This window comes from Actinomadura rupiterrae (genome assembly GCF_024172125.1).
In the GTDB taxonomy this organism is placed as follows: Bacteria; Actinomycetota; Actinomycetes; order Streptosporangiales; family Streptosporangiaceae; genus Spirillospora; species Spirillospora rupiterrae.
Genome location: NZ_JAMZEA010000005.1, coordinates 528,595 through 551,372, shown reverse-complemented (window position 1 = coordinate 551,372; position 22,778 = coordinate 528,595). Strand labels below are relative to the sequence as shown.

At 73.3% G+C, this 22,778-nt stretch carries 22 protein-coding genes; 12 read left to right on the top strand and 10 right to left on the bottom strand.

Annotated features, from left to right (window positions below):
- Positions 1-28: 28 nt before the first annotated feature.
- The gene (locus FHU30_RS19330; RefSeq protein ID WP_253877560.1) at positions 29-1,180 is read right to left on the bottom strand and encodes a S1C family serine protease; all 1,152 of its coding nucleotides are present in this window, start codon (positions 1,178-1,180) and stop codon (positions 29-31) included.
- Positions 1,181-1,373: 193 nt separating this feature from the next.
- On the opposite strand from FHU30_RS19330, the gene FHU30_RS19325 reads away from it, so the two are divergent.
- The gene (locus FHU30_RS19325; protein WP_253877558.1) at positions 1,374-2,474 is read left to right on the top strand and encodes a baeRF3 domain-containing protein; all 1,101 of its coding nucleotides are present in this window, start codon (positions 1,374-1,376) and stop codon (positions 2,472-2,474) included.
- Between the two features lie 15 nt (positions 2,475-2,489).
- On the opposite strand, the gene FHU30_RS19320 is transcribed toward FHU30_RS19325, so the two are convergent.
- A complete protein-coding gene (locus FHU30_RS19320; protein ID WP_253877556.1) occupies positions 2,490-4,172 on the bottom strand; it encodes a hypothetical protein in 1,683 nt (560 codons plus the stop codon).
- A gap of 100 nt (positions 4,173-4,272) precedes the next feature.
- Between FHU30_RS19320 and FHU30_RS19315 the strand changes: the two genes are divergently transcribed.
- Genes FHU30_RS19315 through FHU30_RS19305 form a run of 3 tightly spaced genes read left to right on the top strand, consistent with a single transcriptional unit; the run spans position 4,273 to position 7,048 of the window.
- Positions 4,273-4,947: a response regulator gene (locus FHU30_RS19315; protein ID WP_253877555.1), complete on the top strand. Its 675-nt coding sequence runs from the start codon at positions 4,273-4,275 to the stop codon at positions 4,945-4,947.
- 41 nt (positions 4,948-4,988) lie between these two features.
- A complete protein-coding gene (locus FHU30_RS19310; protein WP_253877554.1) occupies positions 4,989-6,497 on the top strand; it encodes a sensor histidine kinase in 1,509 nt (502 codons plus the stop codon).
- Entirely contained in the window at positions 6,494-7,048 is a 555-nt protein-coding gene (locus tag FHU30_RS19305) for a hypothetical protein (RefSeq protein WP_253877553.1), read from the top strand. The genes FHU30_RS19310 and FHU30_RS19305 overlap by 4 nt, the downstream gene beginning before the upstream one ends.
- Positions 7,049-7,130: 82 nt before the next feature.
- Here FHU30_RS19305 and FHU30_RS19300 read toward each other — a convergent pair whose 3' ends face one another.
- Both FHU30_RS19300 and FHU30_RS19295 read right to left on the bottom strand, forming a co-directional pair.
- A complete protein-coding gene (locus FHU30_RS19300; RefSeq protein WP_253877552.1) occupies positions 7,131-7,850 on the bottom strand; it encodes a metal-dependent hydrolase in 720 nt (239 codons plus the stop codon).
- Between the two features lie 135 nt (positions 7,851-7,985).
- Entirely contained in the window at positions 7,986-8,399 is a 414-nt protein-coding gene (locus FHU30_RS19295) for a winged helix-turn-helix transcriptional regulator (RefSeq protein WP_253877551.1), read from the bottom strand.
- Positions 8,400-8,479: 80 nt separating this feature from the next.
- Between FHU30_RS19295 and FHU30_RS19290 the strand changes: the two genes are divergently transcribed.
- Positions 8,480-9,103 carry an NAD(P)-dependent oxidoreductase gene (locus FHU30_RS19290; RefSeq protein ID WP_253877550.1) on the top strand — a complete coding sequence of 208 codons (624 nt, stop codon included), beginning with the start codon at positions 8,480-8,482 and terminating at the stop codon, positions 9,101-9,103.
- A gap of 141 nt (positions 9,104-9,244) precedes the next feature.
- On the opposite strand, the gene FHU30_RS19285 is transcribed toward FHU30_RS19290, so the two are convergent.
- Entirely contained in the window at positions 9,245-9,889 is a 645-nt protein-coding gene (locus tag FHU30_RS19285; protein WP_253877548.1) for a ComEA family DNA-binding protein, read from the bottom strand.
- 124 nt (positions 9,890-10,013) lie between these two features.
- Positions 10,014-10,865: a type I methionyl aminopeptidase gene (gene map, locus FHU30_RS19280; RefSeq protein ID WP_253877546.1), complete on the bottom strand. Its 852-nt coding sequence runs from the start codon at positions 10,863-10,865 to the stop codon at positions 10,014-10,016.
- Positions 10,866-10,931: 66 nt separating this feature from the next.
- On the opposite strand from map, the gene FHU30_RS19275 reads away from it, so the two are divergent.
- Positions 10,932-11,117: a hypothetical protein gene (locus FHU30_RS19275; protein ID WP_253877544.1), complete on the top strand. Its 186-nt coding sequence runs from the start codon at positions 10,932-10,934 to the stop codon at positions 11,115-11,117.
- A gap of 120 nt (positions 11,118-11,237) precedes the next feature.
- Here the strand turns inward: FHU30_RS19275 and FHU30_RS19270 are convergent, their stop codons facing one another.
- Both FHU30_RS19270 and FHU30_RS19265 read right to left on the bottom strand, forming a co-directional pair.
- Positions 11,238-11,891, bottom strand: a complete 654-nt coding sequence (locus FHU30_RS19270; RefSeq protein ID WP_253877542.1) for a cyclase family protein — start codon at positions 11,889-11,891, stop codon at positions 11,238-11,240.
- 45 nt (positions 11,892-11,936) lie between these two features.
- Positions 11,937-12,524 carry a hypothetical protein gene (locus FHU30_RS19265; protein ID WP_253877541.1) on the bottom strand — a complete coding sequence of 196 codons (588 nt, stop codon included), beginning with the start codon at positions 12,522-12,524 and terminating at the stop codon, positions 11,937-11,939.
- A gap of 154 nt (positions 12,525-12,678) precedes the next feature.
- Between FHU30_RS19265 and npdG the strand changes: the two genes are divergently transcribed.
- From npdG to FHU30_RS19250, 3 genes are all read left to right on the top strand, one after another.
- Entirely contained in the window at positions 12,679-13,380 is a 702-nt protein-coding gene (gene npdG / locus FHU30_RS19260; RefSeq protein WP_253877540.1) for an NADPH-dependent F420 reductase, read from the top strand.
- Between the two features lie 274 nt (positions 13,381-13,654).
- Positions 13,655-14,020 carry a hypothetical protein gene (locus FHU30_RS19255; RefSeq protein ID WP_253877539.1) on the top strand — a complete coding sequence of 122 codons (366 nt, stop codon included), beginning with the start codon at positions 13,655-13,657 and terminating at the stop codon, positions 14,018-14,020.
- Positions 14,021-14,081: 61 nt separating this feature from the next.
- Positions 14,082-14,837, top strand: a complete 756-nt coding sequence (locus tag FHU30_RS19250) for a hypothetical protein (protein ID WP_253877538.1) — start codon at positions 14,082-14,084, stop codon at positions 14,835-14,837.
- Between the two features lie 27 nt (positions 14,838-14,864).
- On the opposite strand, the gene panB is transcribed toward FHU30_RS19250, so the two are convergent.
- The gene (gene panB / locus FHU30_RS19245) at positions 14,865-15,737 is read right to left on the bottom strand and encodes a 3-methyl-2-oxobutanoate hydroxymethyltransferase (RefSeq protein WP_253877537.1); all 873 of its coding nucleotides are present in this window, start codon (positions 15,735-15,737) and stop codon (positions 14,865-14,867) included.
- Positions 15,738-16,081: 344 nt separating this feature from the next.
- Between panB and FHU30_RS19240 the strand changes: the two genes are divergently transcribed.
- The 3 genes from FHU30_RS19240 to FHU30_RS19230 all read left to right on the top strand — a co-directional run bounded on the left by FHU30_RS19240 (position 16,082) and on the right by FHU30_RS19230 (position 20,581).
- Positions 16,082-17,710 (top strand): MFS transporter, encoded by a 1,629-nt coding sequence (locus tag FHU30_RS19240; RefSeq protein ID WP_253877536.1) that lies wholly within the window; start codon positions 16,082-16,084, stop codon positions 17,708-17,710.
- 14 nt (positions 17,711-17,724) lie between these two features.
- The gene (locus FHU30_RS19235; RefSeq protein ID WP_253877535.1) at positions 17,725-18,354 is read left to right on the top strand and encodes a TetR/AcrR family transcriptional regulator; all 630 of its coding nucleotides are present in this window, start codon (positions 17,725-17,727) and stop codon (positions 18,352-18,354) included.
- 136 nt (positions 18,355-18,490) lie between these two features.
- On the top strand, positions 18,491-20,581 hold the full coding sequence (locus FHU30_RS19230; RefSeq protein ID WP_253877533.1) for a SpoIIE family protein phosphatase: 2,091 nt from the start codon (positions 18,491-18,493) through the stop codon (positions 20,579-20,581).
- A gap of 330 nt (positions 20,582-20,911) precedes the next feature.
- Here FHU30_RS19230 and FHU30_RS19225 read toward each other — a convergent pair whose 3' ends face one another.
- On the bottom strand, positions 20,912-22,699 hold the full coding sequence (locus FHU30_RS19225; RefSeq protein ID WP_253877531.1) for an NAD+ synthase: 1,788 nt from the start codon (positions 22,697-22,699) through the stop codon (positions 20,912-20,914).
- Positions 22,700-22,778 lie beyond the last annotated feature (79 nt).

Here is a 22,778-nt window from a genome sequence, read left to right as displayed (position 1 = left end):
CTCAGCAGCCGGGCAGCTCGCCAGGCGATCACGAGCCGGGAAGCTCGCCGAGCTTGACGTTCACGGTCTTCTTGGTGCCGCTGGAGTCCTGGACGTCGACCTTGGCGGTGTCGCCGGGCTTGAGCTTGGCGAGCACCTCGGCCAGCGCGGTCTGGTTCGGCGTCGGGCCGCCGTTGACCGCGAGGATCAGGTCGCCGCGGCGGATCCCGGCCTTGTCCGCGCCGGAGTCCGGGGTGACCTCGACCACGCCCACGGCCTCCTGCCGGAGGCTGCTCGGGTCGATGATCGTGCGCACCGTGACGCCGAGCGCGGCCCGCCCGGAGTTGGTGACCTTGCCGTCCTTGATGAGCTGGTCGGCGATGTTCCGCGCGGTCGCGCTCGGCGTGGCGAAGCCGATGCCGACCGCGGCGCCGCCCATCTGCGGGTCGGACGCGGCGGCCGTCGGGATGCCGATGACCTCGCCGGTCATGGTGACCAGCGCCCCGCCGGAGTTGCCGGGGTTGATCGCGGCGCTGGTCTGGATGGCGTCCCCGATGGTGGCGCCGGGGAAGGCGCCCTCGCGCTTGGTGGACACCTCGCGGTTGAGCTGCGACACGATGCCCTGCGTCACGCTGCCGGACAGCCCGAGCGGGTTGCCCATCGCCAGCACCATCTGGCCGATCCTGAGCCTGCTGGAGTCGCCGAACCGGGCCGGACGCAGCGATCCGCCGCTCACCTTCACGACCGCGATGTCATCGGGCGCGAACGTGCCGACCGTCTTGGCGTCCAGCGTCTGACCGCCGGACGCGGCGGCGACCTGGATCTTCCGCGCGCCCGCCACGACGTGCGCGTTGGTCACGATGTCGCCGCTGCCGTCGTACACGACGCCCGAGCCCTCGCCGGAGTCGGTAGTGATTTGCACAACAGATGGCAAAACGGTTTCGACGACCTTCTCGTACTGCGCTTCGACCTGCCCGGCGGCGTCCCCTGGCGGAACGGTCGCGGGCGCGCTGGACGGGCCGGACGAGCCGGACGAGCCGGACGGGGCGGGTGAGCCGGACGTGGCCTTCGCGCCCGCCATCGCCGCGTCCTTCCCACCGGAGCCGCCCTTCCGGACGACGTCGGGGGCGCTGCACGCGGCCAGCAGCACCGCGCCCGCGGCCACGAGCGCCCCCGCCCGGACCCTGCCGTTGATCTCCATCCGTACCTCCCGGAGGGGGTGTTCCCCCGTCCGGGACGGGCCCGACCGCGACCCGCCCGGCCGCTACCGAGAGTTGATCACTCCCTGCCCCGGCCTTGACGGGACCCGATGATGGAGTGCCGCTTATACCTCGTTTACCTGCGATTAGTTAGAAAAGAGGCAGACAGCGAAGCACTACGTCGATCGGGGGATCATGGACGCTGCCACTCTGTCCCAACTGCGCAAGCCCCGCTCGTATCCGGCGGTGTCGGTGCTCATGCCGACGCACCGCACGACGCCGGACAACAAGCAGGACCCCATCCGGCTGCGCAACCTGCTGGCGGAGGTGAAGCGCCGCCTCAAGGACGACCCGGAGGTGCCGAACCACGAGGCCGACGCGCTCTACGCCACGCTCGAAGAGGCGGCCGACGGCGTGGACCTCACCTACGCCGCGGAAGGGCTGGTGCTGTTCGCCGCGCCGGGCGGCGAGGTCCACACGTTCAAGATCGACCAGACCGTGGACGAGCGCGTGGTGCTGGACACCACGTTCGCGACCCGCGACCTCGTCGCCGCCTACACCCGCCGCACCCGCTACTGGATGCTCGTCCTGTCGGACCGGGTGAACCGGCTGTGGGACGGCCGGGGCGACGGGATCACCGAGATCAGGCGGGACGGCTTCCCGATGTTCCCGGAGCCGAACGACGAGGAGGGCGTCGGGAAGGCGTCCCCGCGCAGCGGCCGGTACCAGGACGGCCCGTACAAGCTGTTCACCCGGCAGGCGATCGAGGCGCTGGAGAAGATCAACGCGCGGGACCGCCGGCCGGTGGTCGTCGCGGGCGTCACCAAGCACCAGGCGTTCTTCGACGAGGAGGCCAACGGCAGGCTCACCGTCGCGGGCCGCGTGGACGGCGGCTACGACGACGCGACCGGGCCCGTCCTGGCGGAGCTGGCCCGGCCCGTCATGCACGCCTACGAGGACCTGCGCGAGGTCGCGGTGCTCACCGAGCTGGAGGCGGCGCGAGGCATCAGCCGGTACGCCGCCGGGCTCAAGCACGTGCTTCCCCTGGTCCAGGAGGGGCGCGGCGAGCACCTGGTGGTCGAGCGCGGCTACTACGTGCCCGGCATCCGCGAGTCGGACGGCACGATCGACCCGCTGGACGACACCAGTCCCGGCAAGGTCGAGGGCGAGGGCGTCATCGACGACGTCGTGGACAACCTCATCGAGGCCCAGCTGAACTACGGCGGCGAGGTCACCTTCGTCTCCGACGGCTTCCTCGTCGACCACGACCGCATCGCCCTGGTGACCCGCTTCTAGCAGGCGGTCCGGAGGTCAGGAGGTCCCGCACCGCGGGTCGTACCAGGCGACCCAGCGGCCCATGCCGTCGCCGCCCTCGCGCGGAAGCCATCCCGCGGGGCGGTGCGGCCATGTCCGGTCGAGGGCCGTCGTGGACGACCCGCGCCGCACGACGACCGTGCAGACGCCGCGCGGCGCGCCCTGGTGGCGCGCGTCGATCCATCCGATCCGCGTCCACCACACCGGGACGACCAGTTTCGTCCGCGCCATCCAGTGCACGCCGTAGTCGGTGACCACGCCGCCGCGCTCGGACGCGGCGGGCAGCGGTGATGCCGGACGCACGCGTCCGCCGTCGCCGGCGAGCCAGACCATCGCGGCGACGTTCACCGTGGCGAGAGCGACCGCGACCGTCCGCGCGCCGCCGAGCCAGCGGACCGCGAGCAGCGCCGCGAGCAGCCCGAACGCGGCGAACGTCGCGAGGCCGAGCCGGAGGCCCGTCCGGTCCTGGGTGAGGAACATCGTCTCGGGGAAGTCGAACCCGATGAACTGATGCGTGCGCAGCCGCGCGCCCGCGTAGACGAGCACCACCCCGCCCGTCCCGGCGGCGATAAGGCCCCCGACGGCGGCGGCGCGCAGCGCGTCCCGCGCCGTGGCCCTGAACAGGACGGCCAGCGCGATCAGGACGTACACCAGCGCCAGGCACGCGAGGTAGCGGCCGTAGGCGAAGTTCCCGACGCGGTGCTCGTCCGCGAGGGCCGCCTCCGACGCGTACGCGACACCGAACGTCGTCACGAGCAGCACTCCGGCCATGAGCCGCGTCTCCCGGCGGCCGAGCGCGGCGAACGCCGCGGCGAGGCCGATGCCCGCCAGCCCCCAGGTCCCGACGATCAGGTACCAGACCTGCCCGAGCATCCCCGAGACCGACCACGCCTGCCCGGACGCGCTCAGCAGCCGCTCGTGCAGGAGCCCGGCCATGTCGCGGACGCCGTCCGGGTACAGCGCCTTGCGGAGCGCGTCGTTGACCGCGGACGTCGCGAGGTACCCGCCCGCCGCCGCAAGGAGCCCGGCCCACATCGCCCGCCGCCGCGTCGCCAGCAGCGCCAGGACGTGGACGCCGAGCACCACCTCGCCGCGCGAGTGCGTGAAGCAGGCGTAGGCGGCCACCAGGCTCGCCGCCGCGCCGTCCGCCGCCCGCCCCGTCCGGACGAACCGGTCGAGCAGCAGCAGCCAGCCGAGTAGCAGCGCCGGCAGGATCGCGTCGGTCAGCGCGAACAACCCGAAGAAGGTCGTCGCGGGCAGCAGCGCCGCCGCGAACGCCAGCGCCAGCGCCGTCCGGCATCCGACCTCGAACCGGCGCAGCGCCGCGTACCCGAGCGGGAACAGCGCCGCTCCGGCCAGCGCGTTGACCGCGATCGCCCCGGTGTAGACCGTGGCCGGGTCATGCGAGAACCAGTGCAGCGGCGCGAGCAGCAGCGGGTATCCGGCCTGGTAGAACGTGTTGTGCGAGAGGTCCGCGCCGGGCCCTCCGGCCAGCCAGCGGGCGGCGGCCAGGTAGCCCGTCTCGTCCGGGTCGGCCGCCGTGCCGGTCCGGGCGCGCGCCAGCCAGAGCCGCAGCAGGACCTGCGCGGCGCAGCCGAGCAGCAGCCACCACGGCAGCGGGTTCCGGCGGCGCGCCGCCACCGGGGCGGACGGGACCGGGGGAGCGATCACCTGGGTCATGAGCCCAACGTCCCGGCGGACCGTCCTGATCCCGTTCGCACGATGTCCGGATTTCGTGACACACGGCGGGTGCTGATCGGAATGCCCGGATAATGGTCGGGTGGCGAGCATCCTCTTCGTGGAAGACGACCCGTCCGCCCGCGCCGCCCTGGAGCTGGCCCTGACCCGCCTCGGGCACCGGGTCACCGCCCGCGCGACCGGCGAGGACGGCCTGGACGCGCTGCGCGCCCGCCGCCCCGAGATCGCCGTGCTGGACGTCATGCTGCCCGGCATCGACGGCATCGAGGTCTGCCGCCGCGTCCGCCGCGACGACACGCTCCCGGTCATCCTGCTCACCGCCCGCGGCGACGACCTCGACGTGGTGCTCGGCCTGGAGGCGGGCGCGGACGACTACGTCATCAAGCCCGTCGAGCCGCGCGTCCTGGACGCCCGGATCCGCGCCGTCCTGCGCCGCGCCGAGCAGACCCACGCCGACCGGTCCGCCTACGGCGACCTGGTCGTGGACCGCTCCGCGCTCAAGGTCACCAAGGGCGGCCGGGACGTCCGGCTCACCCCGACCGAGCTGCGGCTGCTGCTGGAGCTGACCCGCCGCCCCGGCCAGGCGATGACCCGCCAGCACCTGCTCGCCGCCGTCTGGGAGCACACCTACCCCGGCGACTCGCGGCTCGTGGACGCCTGCGTCCAGCGCGTCCGCGCCAAGATCGAGGACGAGCCGGCCGAGCCGCTGCTCATCCAGACCGTCCGCGGCTTCGGCTACCGCTTCACCGCCCCATGACGCCCGACCCGCCGCGCCGCCCGCCGCCCCCGGGACGCTGGATGCGCCGACCGGCGCTCCGCCCGCTGTCCTGGCCGCTGTCCTGGCCACCGTCCTGGTCGCCGTCGTGGCGGACGAGCGGGCAGGGGAACCGGCACGTGCGGCTCCGTCCGATGGGGTTGCGCACCCGGCTCACCGCCGCGTTCCTCGCCGTCGCCCTGCTCGCGGCGCTCGTGGCGTCCGGCATCTCCTACGTGCTGGTCCGGCGCGCGCTGCTGCAACGCTCGCAGGACGCGCAGCTCATCGAGTTCCGGCAGGTCGTCCAGCGTTCCGTGCCGGTCGACAGGCCGCCCGGGACCGGCCGCATGGTCGCCGCCCAGATCAACAGCGGTCTTGAGGGCCGCGGCCGGACCATCTGGGCCCAGCCCGTTTCCATGGACCTGGTCGGCGGCGACCGCAGGCCACCGCGCATACCCTCGGCGATCGGCCCGGTGAGCGAGACGTTCCTCCGGCGGGCGCTGAGCGGGATGGTGTTCCAGCGCGTCCGCCATCACGGGCACGCCTACCTGCTCGTCGGCGGCACGGCGGTGGGCCGCGAGGCCGGGACCGACGCGCCGATCCTCGTCGTGATGACCGTCAGCCTGCGGCACGAGGAGCAGGAGCTCGCGTCCTTCACCCGCGCCCTCATGATCGCGGACGGGCTGGCCGTGCTGGCCGCCGTGGCGATGGCGCTGGCCGCCACGCGCGGCGTGCTGCGCCCGGTGCGCGGCCTCGGCCGGGCCGCCCGCGCGCTCGGCGCCGGGGACTTCTCCACACGGGTCAGCGAGCGCGGCCGGGACGAGCTGACCGACCTCGCCCGCACCTTCAACCGGACGGCCGAGGCGCTGGAGCGGATGGTCGGCGAGCTGCGCGCCAAGGACGCCGCGTCCCGGCGCTTCGTCGCGGACGTCTCGCACGAGCTGCGCACGCCGCTGACCTCGATGGTCGCGATGGCCGAGGTGCTCGCCGACGACGGCGACCAGGCGGCGCGGCTGGTCGCGTCCGAGACGCGGCGGCTCGGCGACCTGGTCGAGCACCTGATCGAGATCAGCCGGTTCGACGCGGGCGCGGCCTCGCTCGTCCTGGACGACGTGCTGCTGGCCGACGCCGTCGCCGCCACCCTGGACGCCCGCGGCTGGACCGGCGAGGCCGCCGTGACCGGCCCGGACGACCTGGTCGTCCGGCTGGACCCGCGGCGGCTGGACGTGATCGTCGCGAACCTGGTCGGCAACGCCGTCCGGCACGGCAAGCCGCCGATCACCATCGCGTACCGGCCCGAGCGGGACGGCGTCGAGCTGACCGTCACCGACAACGGCCCCGGCATCCCCGAGGACGTGCTGCCGCTCGTCTTCAACCGGTTCGTCAAGGCGGAGGAGGCCCGCTCGCGTAGCGACGGCAGCGGCCTCGGCCTGTCGATCGCGCGCGAGAACGCCGTCCTGCACGGCGGCACGCTCGACGTGTCCAACGGCCCGGAGGGCGGGGCGGTCTTCACGTTGTGGCTGCCCTCGGCGACCGAGGAGGAGGCGGAATGAGAAGGCTCGCCGCGGCCGCCGTGGCGGCCCTCCTGCCTGCGCTGCTGGCCGGGTGCGGCGTCCGGGCGACCGAGGTCGTCGGGGCGGGCGACGGGCCCCGGCCGACCGGGCAGCCCAACGAGGTCCCGATCTACCTGGTCAAGGACGGGAAGCTGGTGCGGACCGGCCGCTCGGGACTGCTGAACGAGCCGTACCTCGGCCTCCAGCAGCTCACCATCCCGCCGCTCTCGACCGAGTCGAGCCAGGGGCTGGTGACGACCGTGCCCAGGAGCGTCGGCCTGTCCGCCGCGTTCCTGGACGGGGCGGGCGTGCTGACGGTCCACATAGACCAGGCCGACGTGAACTGGCCCCGGGTCACCATCGGCCAGGTGGTCTGCACGGCGAACGCGGCGCCCAACGTCAAGGAGGTCCGGCTCGACTACCCGGTCACCATCACGTCCCGGAAGAGCAGCGAGCCCACGCCGCCGGCGACGCGTCCGCTCGCCCAGCAGCTGAAGCAGGCCGCGGCCCGCTACAACTGCGGCCAGTTCGCCGACCTGATGGCCCGCTGACGAACCCTCCGCGCCGCGTGCGGCCCCGCTGACCAGCCCCTCGCACCCCCCCGCGGTCCTCGCGGCCCTCACGGCCCGGGGGTCAGCCCTTGTTGAGCCATTGCGTGGCCGTCTCGCCGAGCGCCGACCGGACGGCCAGGATCACCGTCCCGAGGATGAGCAGCGGCACGATCACCATGTGCTCGACCTTGCCGTCCGTCCGCGGCACGACGGGCACCTCGAAGCGCCATGGCACCGGCCAGAGGACGGGACACCCCTGGGGTGTCAGGCAGTCCCCGATGATGTGCGCGACGCAGCCGACGCCGATCGCCCACCCGACGAAGCTCATGTCCAGGTCGTGCATCCACCACACGGCGATGGCGGCGAGCGCGCAGTCGGTCAGCGCGGACTGCGGCTCCTTGCCCTCGAAGTCCAGGCCGATGCCGCGCAGCCCGAAGCCGACGATGATGAACAGCACCGCCCACCAGGCGTAGCGCTGGTGGGTGGCGAGCCAGTCCACGCCCCAGCCCATCGCGACCGCGAAGAGGATGGAGTGCGTGCCGTGCCGGTGCCCGCCGGTCGCCTTCCCGACCCACTTGCAGAAGTGCTGCGAGATCGGGCCGAGTGTGTTGGCGATCCGCCCGTTGTGGTGGTCGATGTCCGGCAGCAGCGCCGCGCCCGCGCACACCACCGTCCCGGCGGCGAGCTGCTTGGTGTCCAGGTGCGGGATCGCGTACTGGTGCATCAGGTCCGTGCGGCTGAGCAGGGGTACGGCCGCCAGCCATGCCAGCGCCCCGCTCAGCGCGTGCGTGTGCCCCATCATGCGCGCATCCCCGCCCGTCCGTCCGGCTTGATCGGTACGGCGGGACCCTATCCCGGTAATGATCGTTTTCGCGGACGGCGCGCCGAAGGTCGGAGCCGTCCGCTCAGTCCAGCATGACCGGATCGGGGCGAGCTGTCACGAGACGCCGCGGGCCCCGGCGGCCGCGCCCTGCTCGGCGTCCCGGCCGGCGTCCTGCCGGTCGCGGGCGGCCATCACCTGGCCGACGTGCGCCTCGGCCCAGTCCGTGACGGCCTGGATGGGCGCCCGCAGCGAGTGGCCGAGCGGGGTCAGCTCGTACTCCACCCGCGGCGGGACCTCGGCGAACACCCGGCGGACGAGCAGCCCGTCATGTTCCATCCCGCGCAGCGTGTGGGTAAGGACCTTGGGGGTGACGCCGCCGATCCGGTCGCGCAACTGGGTGAACCGGCGTGGGCCGTCCAGCAGGGACAGCACGATCAGCACCGACCACTTGTCGCCGATCCGGTCGAGGACGAGCCGGGTCGGGCAGGACGGGTCGAAGGCGTCGCCGGGACGCAGGGAGTCCTTCATGGTTTCCAAAGGGTACCTATGGATCGTTGTAGTAACCAGTATCCGATGGATACCGTGCAGTCCGACGAAGGGAGACAAGCATGAAGATCCTGCTCATCGGCGCCACGGGGATGGTCGGCTCGCGGGTCGCGGCCGAGGCCGCCAACCGCCACCACGAGGTCACCGGCGTGACCCGCAGCGGCAAGGACGGTACGGCGAAGGCCCAGGCAGCCGACGCGGACGCCATCGCGCGGCTCGCCCAGGGCCAGGACGCGATCGTCCTCGCCGTCGCCCCGCCGCGCGACGGCTCGGAGACGGTCGCGCCGCTGCTCGCGGACGGCCGCGGCGTGCTCGAAGCCGCCCGCCGCGCCGGGGTGCGCCGGGTCGTGATCGTCGGCGGTGCGGGCAGCCTCGAAGTCGCGCCCGGCAAGCGCCTGGTGGACACGCCGGAGTTCCCGGCCCTCTACAAGAACGAGGCCCTCGCGCAGGGCGAGCTGCTCGACGCCGTCCGCAAGGAGGCCGACGACCTCGACTGGACCTACATCTCGCCCGCCGCGCTGATCCAGCCGGGCGAGCGCACCGGTGTCTTCCGCCTCGGCGGCGACCAGCTTCTCACCGACGCCCAGGGCAACAGCGAGATCAGCGCCGAGGACTACGCGGTGGCCCTCGTGGACGAGCTGGAGAAGCCCCAGGCCGTCCGCCGCCGCATCACGGTCGCCTACTGACCCGCGCCACCCGGCCGCCGTCCCCGGGGGCGGACGGCGGCCCGGCCAGGAAGGCGGCCCGGCCAGGAAGGCGGGACGGCGGACCCGGGCACGCGGACGCGGACGCGACGGAGAACGCGCCCGAAGGCCCGCGACCGAAGGTCAGCGGATGAAGACGGCGAACTCGGCGAGTTCGCCGGTGATGCCGGGCGGCAGGCCCGCCAGCGCGGACAGCTCCTCGGCGGAGACGAAGCCGCCGGTGTCGGCGCGGACGCGCTCGATCCGTCCGGCCAGCTCGGGCGTGATGCCCGGCAGGGTGGTCAGGGCCTCGGCGGGGGCGTGGTTGACGTCCACCAGGCCGCCGTCGTTGAACTGCCGGGGCAGGTCGGGACGGCCGATCCGCAGCTCGCGGGCGAGCCCCGGGTCCTGCGCGGCCAGCTGGCGGGCCTTGGCGCGCAGCAGCCGCTGCTGGCGGACCCGCTCGACGACCGCCTCGTTCCCGATGCCGGACAGGCCGTCCGGGTCGAACACCTGGCGGCGCACCAGGAACGCGTGCGCGCACCCGATGATCGCCAGCACGAACATCACCACGCCCGCGGTGCGCTGCGCCCCGGCGTCCCGCGGGATCTCCGGCGCGACGGTCATCAGGCCCGCGAACAGCCCGCCGTACACCACCGTCGCCCACACCAGGTGCATCTTGCGCCGCCACAGCGCCGCCGCGGCGAAGGTGAAGGGTGTGGCGTACCCCAGCGTCAGGAACGGCAGCGCCGCCCACGTCACGCTCAGCGCCGCCCGCCCGGGCGGCATGCTGTCCGAGGGGACTCGGGGCGGTTCGTACGGCGCTGGAGCGTTCATATGGGAGCTCTTCCCGGCCGGCGGCGGATTCCTGGGGGGACGGCGACCCGTCCTGGCGGTGGTTCCCGGTGTTCGGTTATGGAAGCGTCAGGATCTCGTGGCCGTCTTCGGTCACCAGAAGTGTGTGCTCGAACTGCGCCGTGCGCCTGCGGTCCTTGGTGAGGACGGTCCAGCCGTCCGGCCACATGTCCCACTCGTGCGTGCCGAGGGTGAGCATCGGCTCGATCGTGAACGTCATGCCGGGCTGGATCACCGTCGTGGCGCTCGGGTCGTCGTAGTGCGGGATCACCAGCCCGGAGTGGAACGTGGTGCCGATGCCGTGCCCGGTGAAGTCGCGCACGACGCCGTACCCGAACCGCTTGGCGTAGGACTCGATGACCCGCCCGATCACGTTGATCGCCCGTCCCGGCCGGACGGCCCGGATGCCGCGCATCATCGCCTCGTGCGTCCGCTCGACCAGTAGCCTCGACTCCTCGTCCACGTCGCCCACCAGGAACGTGGCGTCGGTGTCGCCGTGCACGCCGTCGATGAACGCGGTGATGTCCACGTTCACGATGTCGCCGTCGCGCAGCACCGTGTCGTCCGGGATGCCGTGGCAGATCACCTCGTTGACCGAGGTGCACAGCGACTTGGGGTAGCCGCGGTAGCCGAGCGTGGACGGGTAGGCGCCGTGGTCGAGCATGAACTCGTGCCCGATGACGTCCAGCTCGTCGGTGGTGACACCGGGCCGGACGTGCTTGCCGACCTCCTCCAGCGCCTGCGCCGCGATCCGGCCGGCGACCCGCATCCGCTCGATGATCTCGGGCGTCTTGACGTCCGGCTCGCCCGTCTTGGGGGACTTCTTGCCCACGTACTCCGGACGTCGGATGGACGCGGGTACCTTGCGCATGGGCGAGACGTGGCCGGGCCGGAGGAGGTGGGTCGTCATAGTCAGCGAGTGTAGTCAGCCGTAACGGGGGACGACTCCAGAGACGTGATCGAAAAGGAGGGGGACATGGCCCCGAGCAAGGACATCGACGACGCGTGGTGGTTCTGCCTGAAGCACCAGCGCGTCGAGCACGGGCCGGGCTGCCCGGACAAGGACCGCATGGGCCCGTACGCGACCGAGGCGCAGGCCGCCAACGCCCTCGAAGAGGCCCGCGCCCGCAACGAGGCATGGGACGCCCAGGACGACGACTGACCCCCGCCGCAACTCCCAGAACGCCGCGTCCGCAGGACGGAACGCCGCGTCCGCGGAACAGAACGCCGCGTCCGCGTCCCCGGAACCGGCCCCGCCCGCGTTCCGGGTGATGCGGACGGCTCAGACCACGGCGTAGGCGCGGACGGGGAAGGTGCCCATGCCCTGGACCGGGGCGGGCGCGGCGTGGAAGCGGAAGCCTTCGGCGGGCAGCCGGTCCAGCCCGGTCAGGTGCTCCACGATCGGGATGCCCGCCGCCAGGAGCCTCGTGTGCGCCGGACGCGCCGGATCCGCCATGTCGTCGATGTTGACGGCGTCGATCCCGGCGAGGACGGCGCCGCCCGCGATCAGGGCGTCCACCGCGTCCGCGGCGACGAACGGGTGGTCCGGGGCGGCGTAGCCGGGCGTCCCGAAGTGCCGGTCCCAGCCGGTGCGGACGAGGACGGCGCGGCCCGCGACGTCTAGGCCGTCCAGGTCGGCGGCGGTGAGGCCGCGCCGTCCGGCGGGCGGCGCGACGACCAGGCCCGGCAGGTCGGCGGTCCGCTCCAGCGGCAGGGACGCCAGGTCGTCGGCGTCGCCGTGGTAGTGGAACGGGCTGTCCAGGTAGGTGCCGGTGTTGGCGACCATCGAGATCTCGCCGATCTGGAACGCCACGTCCGGGCCGAACCGCTCCCGCGTGGCCTCCCGCGAGATGTGGTCGGAGATCCGCGGGCCGGGGAGCCCGGGGTAGGTCGTCATGCCGGCGGTGATGCGGTGGGTGAGGTCGATCAGCGCCATGCCGGGATCATCGCAGGTCAACCCCTGCGCGGGACATCGAGGGGGTCACTCGACGACGGGACCGGTCACCGAGTCCAGCAGGCGGGCGAGGCGGTCGCGCAGGCCGCGCCGCGGGCGGCCGGTCTCCTGCCCGGCGGCGGCGCTGACCAGGTGCTGCGCGCCGTCGAAGGTGACCAGCGGCTCGTCCGCCGCAACCGTGAGCGCCTCGTGCGCGAGGCCCTGCAGCTCGCGGTCGCCGCCGTCCATCGCGAGGATCGTCGCGCCGACGCGGCGCGCGTCGTCCACCCGCTCCAGCAGCGGGACGGGCGCCTCGTCCTCGGCCACCACGAGCAGCGTCTCGCCGCGCGCGGCCGCCTCCAGCCGCTCCAGCCCGACCGCGAGGTGCGCGGGCGCGCCCGGCGGCGGGGACCAGCGGACGAGCGTGGGGGAGAGCCCGGGCAGCGCGTTCAGGCTGCTCTCGTCGTCCAGGTGCGCGGCGAGGTGCCACGGCTCGCCCGTGGGGGTGCCGACCAGCAGCAGCCCGCCGGGGGTGCGCGCGCTGCCGCGCAGGGCCCGGCCGAACTCCCCGGTGCGCTCCAGCCATCCGGTCGCGGCCAGCACCTCGCGCAGCATCATGACGTGCTCGGCGTCCATGCCGTCCATCGTGGCCCAACCCGGGGGCCGGGCGCGCCGTTTCGGCCGCGAAGGGTCCGGGCGCGGGCCGGTGGGGCGGAGCCGAAGGGGCAGGGCGTGCGGCCGCGAAGGGTCCGGGCGCGGGCGGGCCGGACGGGTTTGGCAGACTCGGGACATGACTGATCAGCCGAAGAAGAGCCCGCACGACCTGCCCGACGTCTCCGGACTCAGCATCGGGATCCTCGGCGGCACCGGGGACCAGGGCAAGGGCCTGGCGCGCCGGTTCGCGCTCGCCGGGCACAAGGTCACGATCGGTTCGCGCAGCGCGGACCGGGCCGCGCAGGCCGCCGCCGACCTGGGCGCGGACCTCGGCGTCCAGGGCGCGGCGAACGCCGAGGCCGCGTCCGGCGCGGACGTGGTGATCGTCGCCGTCCCCTACGAGGGCCACAAGGCGCTGCTGGAGACGCTGCGCGAGCACCTCGCGGGCAAGATCGTGGTGGACTGCGTGAACCCGCTCGGGTTCGACAAGAAGGGCGCCTACGCGCTGCCGGTGGAGGAGGGCAGCGCCGCCGAGCAGGCCGCCGCCGTGCTGCAGAACACCGAGGGCGTCCGCGTCGTCGCCGCGTTCCACCACGTGTCGGCCGTCCTGCTGCTGGACCCCGAGGTGGACGAGACGGAGCTGGACGTCCTGGTGCTCGGCGACGACCGCGAGGCCACCGACACCGTCCAGGCCCTCGCCGGGCGCATCCCCGGCATGCGCGGCGTGTACGGCGGGCGGCTGCGCAACGCCCACCAGATCGAGGCGTTCACCGCCAACCTGATCTCCATCAACCGCCGCTACAAGGCGCACGCGGGCCTGCGCGTCACCGACGTCTGAGCACTTCGCTGATCCGTCTCACCGGAACGTGACCGCAGGCCCTGCTGCGGTCACGTTCCGTGTGAGGGGACGGAGGGCGTCCGCGCGGACGGCCGATTCCGCGAGAGTCACCGGAGCGGTAGCTGACTCCGCCGCGTCGAAGTGCTGACGTGGACGCGTGGACGGCGTGCGGCCGGCGCGTGCGGGAAGCGGTTCCGCGGGGGCATTCTGGGATGTGCTCCGGCGGTTCCGCGACGGCCGGGCCGCGTCTTATGATCGCCGTACTACAGGGCAGGTGAAGATGAGGCAGAACCGGTCGGCCGACCCGTGGAGCGCCTTCCTGCGTCCGCCCGGACGCCAGTTCGACACCGGCTACGGCGGTCCCGCGCCGCGCGTGGCGGCGGGTCCCGGCGGCGGTCCCGTGAGTTCCTTCCGGGACGGCGATCCGGACGAGACCGGCCTGCCGGAGGCGTGCCGCCGCATCCTCGCGCGCCTCACCGACTCGGGTCGTCCGCAGTCGCTGGAGCAGTTGCAGCACGGCACCGGGCTCGGCCTGCTGGAGATCGCCGACGCGGTGGAGAGCCTGCGCGACCGTGGACTGGTGACGGTCGAGCGCGAGATCGACGAGATCGTCCGCCTCACCCCGCCCGCCGACCGGTGACCGCCCCCGCACCGGACACCGGAGCGCCCGCCCAGGCCCGGACGGCGACCGGGGGAGTGCGGTGACCGGGTACGTCATCACGGTCGTGCTCGCGTGCCTGGTCGGTGTGGCGGAGCTGGTGAGCCGGTACCGGGACCGCCCGCTCACGCTCGTCCGGGTGCCGAGCACCTGGGCGTACGTGCTGATCAACGGCGCGGCGGGCGCGGGCTCGCTGCTGCTCCTGCGCACCTTCCACTGGGAGTTCGGGGTGCGGAACCCCGACATGCTCGGCGCGACGCAGGTGCTGGCCGCCAGCCTCGGCTCGATGCTGATCTTCCGGAGCGCGGTGTTCACCGTCCGGATCGGGGACGAGGACGTCGCGGTCGGGCCGTCCACCCTGCTGACCTCGCTGCTCGCCGCCGCCGACCGGGGCGTGGACCGCGTCCAGGCGAGCCGGCGCGCGCTGGAGGTCGGCCGCATCATGGCGGACGTGTCGTTCGCGCGCGCGAAACTGGCGCTGCCCACCTACTGCCTCGGCCTGCTCCAGAACGTCCCGGCCGAGGACCAGGCCGACCTGCGCACCGCCGTGGACGCGCTCGCGGGAAGCGATATGTCGGACGGCCAGAAGGCCCTCAACCTCGGCCTGCTGCTGATGAACGTCGCTGGCCCGGACGTCCTGCGGGCGGCGGTCGACACGCTCGACAAGGAGATCCGCAACGAGGCGAACGCCGGGGAGCTGGGCGGGGAGCAGCGGCCCGCCGTCCCGGAGCAGCGCGAGCCGGAGAACGGGTCAGGCCCTGCCGGGGCCCGCGCGGAGACGGGCGCCGACAGGGCCTGACCTTCGACCGGTTCTGCTCGGACGGGCTTACTTGTAGCTGTACTCGGGGGTCGGGAAGGCGCCCGTGACGACCTCGCCGGCGAACTCGCGCGCCGCGTCGCCGAGGACGGAGTACAGGTCGGCGTACTTCTTCACGAACTTGGCGGTGTGCGGGGTGAGCCCGGCCATGTCCTGCCAGACCAGGACCTGCGCGTCGGTGCCCTCGCCCGCGCCGATCCCGATCGTCGGGATGGACAGCGAGGCGGTGACCCGGCGGGCCAGCTCGTCCGGGACGCACTCCAGGACGACCGAGAACGCGCCCGCGGCCTCCAGGGCCTTGGCGTCGGCCATCAGCTGCTCGCCGTCCTCGCCGCGGCCCTGCACCCGGTAGCCGCCGAAGGCGTTCACCGACTGCGGGGTGAGGCCGAGGTGGCCCATGACGGGGATGCCGGCCGCGACCATCGCCTCGACCTGCGGGAGCACCCGGCGCCCGCCCTCGACCTTGATGGCCTGGACGTTCGCCTCCTTCATGAACCGGGCCGAGGTGGCGAGCGCCTCGGCGACGCCCGACTGGTACGACCCGAACGGCAGGTCGGCGACGACCAGCGCCCGCTTGGCGCCCCGCACGACGGCGGCCGCGAGCGGGACCAGGTCGTCCACGGTGACGGGGATGGTGGAGTCGTAGCCGTAGACGACCATCGCGGCCGAGTCGCCGACGAGCAGGACGGGGATGCCCGCCTCGTCGAAGACGCGCGCGCTGAGGGCGTCGTAGGCGGTGAGCATGGGCCACTTCTCGTGCCGCGCCTTGGCGGCGGCGATGTCGCGTACCGTCACCCGGCGGGTGCCCTGGCCGCCGTAGAGGGCGGTCGGCTGGGCGCTTGCGGGGGACTTCGGCGTGGAAGCGGACACGTCAGAAGACACGGTGTACCTCCAGTCTCGAGGCGCCACGGTGGCGTACCCGGACGTCACCGATGATCCCACCAGAACAACCGGCACGGAACCCCCCGGGATTCCTCGCCGGGGTGTGGCACGCGTCGCGTCCGGGCCGATCAGGGGCTGACCAGGGGTTCAGGGGCCGACCGGGAGTCCGGCGCAGTCCGGCGCGGGCCGGCGCGGGGTGGGCCGGGAATATCTCGGGGTTTCGAAACGCTACGGTTGCGTATCTCAATTCTGCGGCGTACGCTGCATATCGCAACGCTTCCGTAGCGCAATCTCTTCCCCCGCCTTCCGCAAGATCCGATAGCGATCCGTCCCCAAGGAGTTCCGTGGATCCCCAGACCATCCAGCGGCGACGCTGGTACGTCCTCGGCGTGCTGACGGTCAGCCTGCTCGTCGTGGTCCTGGACAACACCATCCTGAACGTCGCCCTCAAGACCATCGCCGACCCGCACGAGGGGCTCGGCGCGACGCAGAGCCAGCTCGAATGGTCGATCAACTCCTACACGCTGGTGTTCGCCGGCCTGCTGTTCACCTTCGGGGTGCTCGGCGACCGGCTCGGCCGCAAGAGGGTGCTGCTCGGCGGTATGGCGATCTTCGCCGTGGCCTCGCTGGCCTCGGCGTACGCGCAGTCCCCGACCCAGCTGATCTGGGCCCGCGCGCTGATGGGTCTCGGCGGCGCGGCGGTCATGCCGCAGACGCTGTCCATCATCACCAACGTCTTTGAGCCCAAGGAGCGCCCGCGCGCCATCGCCCTGTGGGCGGGCGCGGTCGGCCTCGGCGTCGCGATCGGCCCGATCACCGGCGGCCTGCTGCTGGCCCACTTCTGGTGGGGCTCGGTGTTCCTGATCAACGTCCCGGTCATCGTCGCGGGCGCCGCGGCGATCGTGTTCCTGGTGCCCGAGTCCCGCAACCCCGAGCGCGGCGGTCTCGACCCGTTCGGCGTGCTGCTGTCGATCATCGGCCTGGTCGCGCTGTCCTACGGCATCATCCGGGGCGGCGACAAGGGCCACTGGGCGGCGCTCGACGTCGTCGCGCCGATCGCGTTCGGCGTCCTGGTCATCGCCGCGTTCGTCTGGCACGAGGCGCGCACCGAGCACCCGGCGTTCGACGTCCGGCTGTTCCGCGACCCGCGGCTGTCGGCCTCGGTCGCCGCGATCGCGCTGTGCTTCTTCGCCGCCGGCGGCGTGTTCTTCTTCTCCAACTTCTACATGCAGTCCGTCCGCGGGCTGAGCCCGCTGGAGTCCGGCGCGATGGTCATGCCGTTCGCGGTCGCGCAGCTGATCTTCTCCCCGCGCAGCGCGTCCATGGTGCGCCGGTTCGGGGCCAAGTGGGTCTGCACCGTCGGCCTGGTCGCGGTCGCGGGCGCGCTGCTCGGCTACCAGTTCCTGGACGTGCACACCCCGCTGTGGGTGCTCGGCGTGATCTTCTTCGTGCAGGGCGCGGGCATGGCGAACGTCATGCCGCCCGCGACCGAGGCCGTGATGTCGGCCCTGCCGCGCGAGAAGGCCGGCGCGGGCTCGGCGCTGAACAACACCGCCCGCCAGGTCGCGGTGGCGCTCGGCGTCGCGGTGCTCGGCTCGGTGATCTCCTCGGTCTACCGGTCGCACCTGCACGACAAGCTCGCCCCGCTGCCGGCGGCCGCGCGTGACGCGGTCGGCCAGTCGATCGCGGGCGCGCACCAGGCCGGTGCGGTCTCGCCGGCCGCCCGCGCCCTGATCGGCCCGGCGGACGCCGCGTTCGTCGACGCCGTGCACGTCGCGGCGGGTGCCGCCGCGGTGATCGCGCTGCTCAGCGCGCTGGTCGTGCTGCGCTGGATGCCGGGCCGCACGGCCCCCGAGGCCGAGCTCTCCGCGGAGCCGGTCGCCGAAGCCGAGGTCTCCGCCGAGCCGGTCGCCGTGGCGGCCGGGTCCGCCGCGGAGCCCTCGGCGGAGGGCAAGAAGCAGGCGACCGTGTGAGAATGTGACCCGCGATGACTGAGAGTAAGCCGGTCGCCGTGCCGGCGGAACGCGACGAGCAGCGTCCGGGGGCGTCCCGCGCCCCCGGACGGCCGCGCAGCGAGCGCGCCGAGAAGGCGATCCTGGACGCGACCATCGACCTGCTCGCCGAGGAGTCCGGCGTGGACGGCGTGTCGATGGAGGCCGTGGCCGCCCGCGCGGGCGTCGCCAAGACGACCATCTACCGGCGCTGGCCGAACAAGGAGGCGCTCATCGTCGGGGCGCTGGGCTCGCTCAAGGGCCCGCTGCCCGAGCTGCCCGGCACCGGCGTCCGGGACGACCTGCTGACCCTCGCCCGGCACATGTCGGTCGAGCGGGGGTTCAAGGCGTCCCGCTGCTTCTGGAACGTGGTCGGCGGCGCGGAGAAGTACCCCGAGCTGTACGCCCGCTACAAGCAGGACGTCGTCACCCCGCGCCGCGACGTCTACCGCGAGGTGCTGCGGCGCGGCGTCGAGCGCGGCGAGCTGCGGCCCGACACCGACCTTGAGGCGACCATGGCGATGCTGGTCGGCGCGTTCGCCTACCACAAGCCTCCGGACCCGCTGCCGGACGACTTCGCGGACCACGTCGTGGACACCATCCTCCGGGGAATTTCGGCGGATTGAGCGGGACGTCCGTTTTTCCATGCCCTTTTCGGCCCGCGGTCCGTGATCTTCTCCCCAACCTCCCGGAACATGCCTCATACTGGGCTGGGGGAGTGGATGCAGGACCGGCTGACTGGAGCGTCAGGTGAGATCCGTCATGGCGCCACGGGGCGACGCGCCCGTCGGCGATTCCCCGTCCCGCACGCTGGTGCTCGGCTTCGACGCCGACCGGACGGTGGTGCAGTGCGGCCCCAACTGCGCGGCCGTCCTCGGGCATGACCCGGCCGAGCTGATCGGCCGTCCCGCCACCGAGCTGGTCGCCGACGACGCCAAGGCCGAGCTGGAAGGGCTGCTGGAGTCCGCCGCCGCCGGGCAGGAGCGCACCGCCGTCCTCGCCGCCCGGCACGCCGACGGACGCGGCGTCGACGCGGTCGTCACCGCCCAGCCGATGGTCGGCGACGGCACCGCCGGGCTGCTGTTCGTCCGGGTGGCGCTGCCGCCCAGCGACCGCTTCCAGGACCCGTCCCTCATGCGCCGCGCGCTGATGGACGACGCGCTCACCCGGTTCGGCGCGTCCCTCGACCTCGACCAGACCGCGCGCGGCATCGTCGAGGTCGTCGTCCCGCACTACTGCAACGTGTCGTCCGTGCTCATCCTGGAGAGCCTGATCGCGGCCGACGAGGTGCACGAGGAGACCGGCTCGGCGGTGATGCGCCGGATCGCGGTCAGCTCCGAGGACGACGACCCCGCCTGGACCGCGACGTTCCCGGTCGGCGAGGTGCTGGTCTTCCCCGAGGGCACCCCGTACCGCGAGGTGCTCGACACCGCCCGCCCCGTCCACCTGCCGCACGTCCGGCAGGGCGACGCGGGCGACATCGCCGAGAAGTGGCGCCGCAACCCCGTCGGGCACCTGCTGTCCGAGGTGTCGATGGTGCTGCTGCCGATGATCGCGCGCGACACCCTGCTCGGCTTCATCGCCTGCACCCGGGTCGCCGGGCACCGCCGGTTCGACGCCTACGACGTCGAGATCGGCATGGAGTTCGCGGCCCGCGCCGCCATCGTCATCGACAACGCGCGGCTGTTCTCCCGCGAGCGCGCCACCGCGCTCGCGCTGCAGCGCAGCCTGCTCCCGAACCGGCTGTCGGCGCCCGCGTCCGTCGAGGTGCGGCACCGCTACCTGCCCGGCAGCAAGCTCGTCGAGGTCGGCGGCGACTGGTACGAGTCGATCGCGCTGCCCGGCGCCCGCGTCGCGCTCATCGTCGGCGACGTCGCTGGGCACGGCGTCCGCGCCGCCGTCACCATGGGGCGCCTGCGCACCGCGCTGCACACGCTCGCGAACCTGGAGCTGCCGCCCGCCGACGCGCTGCACGTCATGCACGAGCTGATGATCGAGCTGGGCGAGCAGGAGCCGCACTTCGCCACCTGCCTCTACGCCGTGTACGACGCGACCACCGGCACGCTGGAGGTCGCGTCCGCCGGCCACCTGCCGCCGCTGGTCGCCGCCCCGGACGGCTCGAACGCCTACCTCGACGTCCCGCCCGCGCCGCCGCTCGGCGTGTTCGGCGGCGCGACCATCGAGTCCCGCGAGTTCACCGTCGAGGACGGCTCGGTCTTCGTCATCTACACCGACGGCCTGGTCGAGAACCGCGGCCGCGACATCGACGACGGCCTCGCCCGGCTGCGGTCGCTGTTCACCGCCGACACCGTCGGCCGCCCGATGGAGGACCTCGCCAAGGCCACCCTCGCCGGCGTCTACGCCGACCAGCACCGCGACGACATCGCCGTCCTGCTGGCCCGCCTGCACCGCATGCCCGCCGACCGGATGGCGTCCTGGCCGCTGCCCACCGACCCCGCGTCCGTCCGCCGCGCCCGCGGCCTGGTCAGCAGCAAGCTCGCCGAGTGGGACCTGGACGACCTCGTCTACACCACCGAGCTGCTCGCGTCCGAGCTGGTCACCAACGCCCTGCGCTACGCGCCCGGCGGCATCGAGCTGCGCCTCCTGCTGGAGCGCACCCTCACCCTCGAAGTCCTGGACCGCTCCGCCGCCCTGCCCCGCCTCCGCCACGCCCTCGACGACGACGAGAACGGCCGCGGCCTCCTCGTCGTCAGCCAGCTCGCCCACCGCTGGGGCACCCGCCGCACCCCGGCGGGCAAGGTCGTCTGGTGCGAGCAGCTCTCCCCGGGCCTGGCCCCCGAATCCGAGGAACCCATCCCCACCTGGCCCGGCGAAAACCACCACCGCGAATAACCCCCCCACACACACGTGATGCCGTGTGGAGGCCGCTGGGCGGCCTCCACACGGCATCACGCGCGCGGGTACTGAAGGCCCGCGCGCGCAGGCTAGCCCCGGCGGGGCGCATCCCGCGTGCGCGCCACGCGCAGAGCGCGTGTCCCGCATGCGCGCGGTGATCTGGCTCCGCGCGGCTTTTCTGCGCGCGTGGCGCTGAAGGGCGCGCGGAGGTTCGGGCCCGTGGGCGCATTCTGTTCGCGCCGCGGCCGTCAGCGTGTGGGGGCGGGGGCTGTGCGCGTGGGGTTGTGGGGAGGCGCGGAGCGGCTTTCCACAACCCCACGATTTTTGTCAGGGGTTTTCGCGCCAGCGGTTGGTGATGGGGAGGCGGCGGTCGCGGCCGAAGTTCTTGGGGGTGACCTTGGGGCCCGGGGGGTACTGGCGGCGCTTGTACTCGGCCAGGTCGGTGAGGCGGATGACGCGGTCGACGAGGTCCGGGTCGTGGCCGGCGGCGACGAGCTGCTCGCGGCCCATGTCGCGCTCGACGTAGTCGACCAGGAGCGGGTCGAGGACGTCGTAGGGCGGCAGGGAGTCGGAGTCCTTCTGGTCGGGGCGCAGCTCGGCGGACGGCTCCTTGACGACGATCTCCTCGGGGATCGGCGGGGTGTCGAAGGGGTGCAGGAAGGGCAGGTCGGAGCCGACCTGCTCGTTGCGCCAGCGGGCGAGGGCCCAGACCATGGTCTTCACCAGGTCCTTGATGGGGCCGAAGCCGCCCGCGGAGTCGCCGTAGAGGGTGGAGTAGCCGGTGGCCAGCTCGCTCTTGTTGCCGCCGGTGAGGACGAGGTGGCCGTGCTCGTTCGACAGGCCCATCCAGATGTTGGCGCGGATCCGGGCCTGGAGGTTCTCGGACGCGAGGCCGTGCAGGTCGAGCTCGGCCTCGAACGCGTCCACCATGCCGCGGATCGGGACGATGCGGGAGTGCACGCCCTGCCGCTTCACCAGCTCCTCGGCGTCGGTGACCGAGTGCTCGGTGGAGTAGCGGCTCGGCAGCAGGACGGTGTGCACGTTGTCCGGGCCGATGGCGTCGGACGCGATGGTGGTGACCAGCGCCGAGTCGATGCCGCCGGACAGGCCGAGGATGACCGACCGGAAGCCGTTCTTGCGGACGTAGTCGCGGGTGCCGGTGACGAGCGCCGCGTACACCTCGCCGAGGTCGGGCAGGCGGCCCGCGACCTCCTGCGGACGGACCGGGTAGGCGGGGACGGGCTCGGACGAAAGCACGTGCCGCTCGATGGTGATCGTGGTGCCGTCGGGGGCGGCGACCGGCTCGCGGCCGGGCTCCAGCGCCGGGTCGGCGGCGGGCAGGGCGAGGTCGGCGACCAGCAGGTGGTCGGTGAACTGCGGGGCGCGGGCGAGCAGCGAGCCGTCCGGGCCGACGATGACCGAGTCGCCGTCGAAGACCAGCTCGTCCTGGCCGCCGACCATGTTGACGTAGGCGAGGGCGCAGCCGGCCTCGCGGGCGCGGCGGGCGCACAGCTGGAGGCGGAAGTCCTCCTTCTCGCGCTCGTAGGGGGACGCGTTGATCGCGAGGAGGAGGCCGGCGTTGGCGGTGCCGGTGACGCTGACGGGGCCGCCGTCCTGCCACAGGTCCTCGCAGACGACGGTCGCGACGTCCACGCCGTTCACCCGGACGACCGGCAGCGTGTCGCCGCGGACGAAGATCCGGTACTCGTCGAACACGCCGTAGTTCGGCAGGTGGTGCTTGGCGGAGCGGGCGAGCACCTCGCCGCCGTGCAGCCAGGCCGCGCCGTCCAGCGGGGACCCGGCGGGCTGCCCGGACCGGACGAGGTCGACCGTCCGCCGGTCCAGGTAGCCGACGACGACCGGCAGGTCGCCGAGGCCCTCGTCGGCCAGCCGCCGCGCGAGGTTCTCCAGCGCCCGGCGGGACGCCTCGACGAAGGAGGAGCGCAGCGCGAGGTCCTCGACCGGGTAGCCGGTGAGGGCCATCTCGGGGAACGCGGCCAGGTGCGCGCCCGCGTCCCTGGCCCGGCGCGTCCAGTCGACGATCAGACCGGCGTTGCCGTCGAGGTCGCCGACGGTCGGGTTCACCTGCGCGAGCGCGATCCTGAGCTGTGCCACGTCATCCACCCTAGAAGGTCGCCGCCGGCCGATCGCCGACCGGGTATCGTCACTATGACGATAACACCGGCCCGCGGTC